This is a genomic window from Ferroglobus sp. (assembly GCF_015521575.1).
GTDB lineage: Archaea > Halobacteriota > Archaeoglobi > Archaeoglobales > Archaeoglobaceae > Ferroglobus.
In genome coordinates, this window is sequence record NZ_WANY01000176.1 from 1 (window position 1) to 5,192 (window position 5,192).

General features: G+C 45.9%; 4 protein-coding genes and 1 pseudogene. All 5 read right to left on the reverse strand.

The genetic code is table 11. The annotated features are described in order from the left end of the window. Window positions 1-408: NrfD/PsrC family molybdoenzyme membrane anchor subunit (gene nrfD, locus F7C14_RS07115; protein ID WP_290901347.1), on the reverse strand; the 408-nt coding region annotated here is incomplete at its 3' end. A gap of 6 nt (window positions 409-414) precedes the next feature. Next, the gene (locus F7C14_RS07120) at window positions 415-1,170 is read right to left on the reverse strand and encodes a 4Fe-4S dicluster domain-containing protein (protein WP_290901349.1); all 756 of its coding nucleotides are present in this window, start codon (window positions 1,168-1,170) and stop codon (window positions 415-417) included. Between the two features lie 10 nt (window positions 1,171-1,180). After that, complete coding sequence (locus F7C14_RS07125; RefSeq protein ID WP_290901351.1) at window positions 1,181-3,877, reverse strand: molybdopterin-dependent oxidoreductase; 2,697 nt, start codon at window positions 3,875-3,877, stop codon at window positions 1,181-1,183. 236 nt (window positions 3,878-4,113) lie between these two features. Further along, on the reverse strand, window positions 4,114-4,506 hold the full coding sequence (locus tag F7C14_RS07130; RefSeq protein WP_290901353.1) for a cupredoxin domain-containing protein: 393 nt from the start codon (window positions 4,504-4,506) through the stop codon (window positions 4,114-4,116). After that, window positions 4,503-5,192 (reverse strand): annotated as a pseudogene (locus F7C14_RS07135) (hypothetical protein); the annotation flags it as partial. The gene F7C14_RS07130 and the pseudogene F7C14_RS07135, both read right to left, overlap by 4 nt.

Consider the following 5,192-nt stretch of genomic DNA (forward strand, 5'->3'; position numbering starts at 1 on the left):
AGTGTAAATAGCTGAAAGAACTGCATATGTTGAAAGAACCAAAAAGTCCCACGGTAGCAGCGATTTTGGATTTGGGTAGAGTAGTATGTTGAATACCCTTTCGGGTCTTCCCAAGTCGGGTAGAACCATCAGCATTGCAGCAACAGCAAAGATAAATGCTGTTAGTGAAGCCACCGGAGCAACTGGTTTCAGCTGCTTAGCTCCGAAGATGTAGATTGCCGAGGAAACAACAAGACCACCAGCTGCTGTACCGACGTAGAAAGCCCACATCGCAATGTAAAGTCCCCAGCTAAACGGATTTCTCATGTTCGTGACTATAAGTCCCTTCTGAATCTGATAGATCCATGCGATGAAGCCAATTATTGCAAGTATTCCGAGTACGAGCATCGCAAGATTATACTTCCTCATCAAAACTCACCCCTTAACCTCCTCCCTATAATCAACCTCTCCTCTCTTCGTTTTTCTGGCTGGAGGAATGTAGAAAACTTTAGGCTCAGTTCCAAGCTCTTCGAGCAATCTGAAAACGGATCTGTCCCTCAAGATCTTAGAAATCTCGCTGTTCGGGTCGTCTAAATCTCCGAAAACTCTTGCATTTCCCGGACATCCTCTAACGCATGCGGGAGCTATGCCTTTGTCAACGAACTGAACGCAGAACGTGCACTTCTCTACAACACCCCTCGGTCTCGTTTTAGTGTACACGAGCCTTCCATCTTTAGTCCTGTGATCGAAAGGATACCCGTGTTTGTAATCTTTGACCGCATACCAGTTCTCCTCAAACCCAGCTCTTTCGAAAGCCTGCTTGAAGTTCTCATCGGCATCCTGCCAATTGAACTGTCTCACTCCGTAAGGGCATGCCGTGATGCAGTATCTGCAACCTATGCACCTTTCAAAGTCTACTAAAACCAAGCCGTCTTCTCTCTTCCAAGTAGCTCCCACTGGACAGACTTTAACGCACGGAGCATTTTCGCAGTGCATGCAAGGTACCGGAAGAAAAACTTCAGAAAGGTTTGGATATTCGCCTACTGGAACCATGTGCTCTTTTGAGCCTACTGTTTCGACTCTCTGCCACCACGTTCCCGGAGGAACGCTGTTCACCATTTTACAAATTACGGCACAGCTTCTGCAGCCTATACACCTGTTAAGATCTATAACCATGCCGTACCTAACCATTTAACTCACCTCAAACCTTTCTGACATCGCAAGCTGTTTCGTTCCAGCATGTTGTCGGCTCCCAGATTCCCGGAACGAAGTAGGCTAAATGAGTTGCTTTAACCCACGGGAACGTCAGCGTGTTGTAGGATGCTCCTCGCAAGTACCTGCTCCACCACCCTTGTTCGAATATAATCACTCTTGGATGAATTCCCGGATCGAGAACCGCGTAGCCATAAACCCTTCCCCTGTCGTTGTAAACTTCCACGAGATCTCCTTCTTTGATCCCCTTCTCCTTCGCTGTTTCCGGATTCATCCAGACTCTCGGTCTGAAATCTTGCAACTCAAGCATTGTCAGGTTGTTACTGTGAGTCGAGTGCACTCTGTAGAGAGCGTTTCTCGTCACATAAGCGAACTTGTACTTGTTCTTAGCCTCCGGATTAACCTTGTACTCCGTATCAACGAACGGGTCTTTGTGAACTGGCAGAGTTTCTCCGAAGTCTATGAAGACATCCTCTTCCTTGTAGAATTCTATCCTTCCGCTCTTCACGAATCTGGCTGTCTTAGGAAGAGGTGCAGGGTAAGATGGCGGAGGGAACGGTTTTTTCTCGTGAATCTGCTCCCAGAACGGAATTTGTCTGTTGTTCGGAGCTGGCAGGTTTAATCTCACTGCCCCCTCTCTTAAAAGTCTCTCAAGAGTTATGTTTTTCGTGAATTCGTGCTTTCCAAGCATAAGCTCAGCAGCTTTCAACGAAGCTTCGTTCGCAATTTCTCTTGCAAGCTTTAAGTTCCAGGTTCCGTTCTTTCTCGCTTCCTCCTCTTTTCTGAACAACTCTGGATCCGGATAGAATTCCTCTATCTGCTCTTTAAGTTCTTGATCATCCCACCTTTCCACGAGTCTCTTCGCTATTTCTTTGAAAATCCATATCTCCGGCATGCACTCAAATAGCGGCTCTATAGCGGGCTGCTGAAGTTGCACGTAGGGGTGAAGAATTGTGGCGGTAAGCTCCCATTTCTCATACCAAGCCACTCCCGGCAGAACGACATCAGCCCACTTCGTTGAAGTCGTCTGCTGGAAGTCTATGGCGACTATCAGTTCAAGTTCTCCATTCGTTGCCATCTCCCTAAGCCTGTTCGCCATGTTGTGCTGATCGAAGGGGTTGTTCCATCCGAAAACGAAAGCTTTAACGTCGTTCTTTGGATACGGCGTCTCTCTATTGTACTTCCTAAACTCTTCGCTCTGCCTGTATTCTTTGTTTAACCAAAGTAAGAACGTTACCCAGTTGGGTTTTCTACCTTTGAACAGCCACCACATTCCAAGGGGCCATCTGATTTTGAACTGTCCAGCATAGGTTGAAATTCCGGCTCCGGGCTTTCCTATGTTGCCCGTTAGAGCCACTATTAGCGAGAGAGCTCTTCCTTTCAGGTCTCCGTGGAACCACTGGTAGTTGCTCGCTCCGTAGATGATGTGAAGGGGCTTTATCGTTCCCATTTCTCTGCCGAGCCTCTTGATTATCTCTACGTACTCCTCTTTGCTTCTGCCCGGCGGAGTTATGATTTCCGCAACTTTTTCCGGAGAGTAGTCCCTATTTACAAGCTCCTTAATAAGCTGGAACACCGGCTTGACTTTGACCCTCTTTCCGTCAACGAGTTCGACTTCGAATTCACCCTCCAAAGCCGGCTCAAAATCTCTTTCGAGAGTCTCGGGATTCACTATTTTGAATCTCCTCTCTTTAACATCGTAGACAACGAAAAGATCTCTGTACTCTGGAATCTTCTCCTTCATCTTCTCCGCTTCATCTTTAAGCTCTTTAACTTCGTAGGCTCTTAACCTCTTTTGGTTGTCAAGTCTTACAAGAAGTGGCAGATCCGTGTAGGTTTTTACGAAGTCCTCGTCGTAAAGCTTTTCGTTTATTATGATGTTCACGATTCCTAAAGCTAAGGCTGCGTCGGTGGAAGGGTTGATCTGAATCCATTCGTCAGCCTTCGCAGCTGTCGGGGTGAAGTTCATGTCCACCATGATTACTTTTGCTCCCCTCTCCTTGGCTATGCTCAAGAACTTGGCATCCGGCAACCTTGTCACGAGAATGTTGGATCCGAAGATCGCTATGTACTTTGAGTTCACCCACTCAAGCGATTCGAATTCTTCGGTTTGAACTCCAAAAGTCTGAGACCAGAATGCTGGCAGATCTCCGTTCATTGTGTATCCGTGAAGAACGCTCCAGCCGAACATCGAAGCAAGTCTTATCGCTGCTCCTTTGTGCACGTAGCCAGTTCCTGGCACTTGTATCGATAAAGCTACGCTTTCCGGTCCGTATTTCTTCATTATCTCAGCAAGTTTATCAGCCACGTAGTCCAAAGCTTCATCCCAGCTGACAGCTTTAAATTTCCCTTCTCCTCTCTTTCCAACTCTTATCAGCGGCTTTTTGAGTCTGTCAGGTCCGTAGATTAAGTTTAACATCGACTGTCCTTTCAAGCAACCCCTCGGATTGTAGTCGCTTTCCGGATAGTCCGCTGCCTGAATGAGCTGAACTATTCTTCCTTTGTAAACGTAGGCGTTGTAGGCACACGCTCCAGTGCAGTTTGGCGAGCAAGTCGATCGTACGATTTTCATTTCTTCTTCTCTTTTCTCGGCTGAAGTTGCAATTTCGAAGTATCTGCTGCTAATTCCCGCTGATATCGCTGTCAAAGCACACATTTTTACAAAATCTCTCCTCGTTACGTTCATTCGCATCCCCTCATTATTCAGCCCTAAACTTTTAGGGGATTTTTACGACGAAATTTGTTTATTGGTATTTAAAATTTACGAAGCCTCACGTATATTAAATAGTCGAAAATGCCGTTCGAAATGTTAATACATGTATAATCTTTACCGTATAAAATATATTGATTTTATTTTAAAGTGGTCAAATGCACAAACAATAAGTTCAAATAAAATTTTATAAAAAATAAAATTTTAAATTATTAATCTGTTACAACCAAAACTGCTCTCATTATCCAGTGTCCAAGTCCGGAGTTCGGATAAGGCTCTCCGCAGTAGATGTTGCACCTTATTTCGAATGTGCCAGTTTTGTTAGGTACAAACGTTACTTCCTTCCACTTCCCTGGCTCGACGATTTCGTTTATGCCGAAAGCAGCTATGTACAATCCATGTGCGACATCGTCGCTGGTGAATCTCAGCGTGACTTTTTCTCCTTTCTTGACGACGATTTTATTCGGCACAAACATCCACTGCTTCGCCCTGATCTCTATTACGTTCTCTTCTTTTGCCTGAGATTTGTAGTACATTGGCCCTCCTATTATCGCTACGACTCCAATAATTAGCAGTATTAACGCTATGATGTCTCCGACCCTCATAAGAACACACCTCCGCCCAGCCAGACGTGTATAACTATCAAAGCGTAGCCTATCACTGCCGCCACTATTGGTATCGCTGCCCTTATCGCAGCTTTCTTGTCATCGAACATCCTCAACGATATCTCGTGAGCGGCTCTTGTTGAGAAAACCACTCCGGCAACTATAAACGCCATCTGTATGTAGGGGATTGCCCAAGTGAAGTAGGGCTGCCACTTGAGGTGTGCAGTTCCAAATAAGTCCCATCCCAAGTTAAATGGGTCTGAGAGGATTCTCAACACGTAGGATCCGTTGATGAGCAGGATGTAGATGGAGAAAGCTCCCCAAGCCATGAGGCTTATTGGAACGAGGGCGTAGGAGAAGTTTATGAACACTCTCTTGAAAGACACATCTCTTCCCGAGAGTATCTTCGAGAGGTATGCGAAGGCAGCAAACAACGCCGGAGCTATGACGAGGGTTGAAACCAAGATTATTCCTAAGAATGTCAGGTAGTTCTGCAGGGAGAACGCTTCAATTAGTAGATTCGTCTTCTTGTCGAAGGGTACGTGAATAGCTTTACCAATCAGCGGAGCGACCTTTCCGCCAAGAACGTTGGAAACTTCTCTCAGCCACGGATACGCTCCTGCGAACACTATAGCATAGAGGATCGCTAACGTAGCCATTATGAACGTCTTGTAAGCTTCATCAAG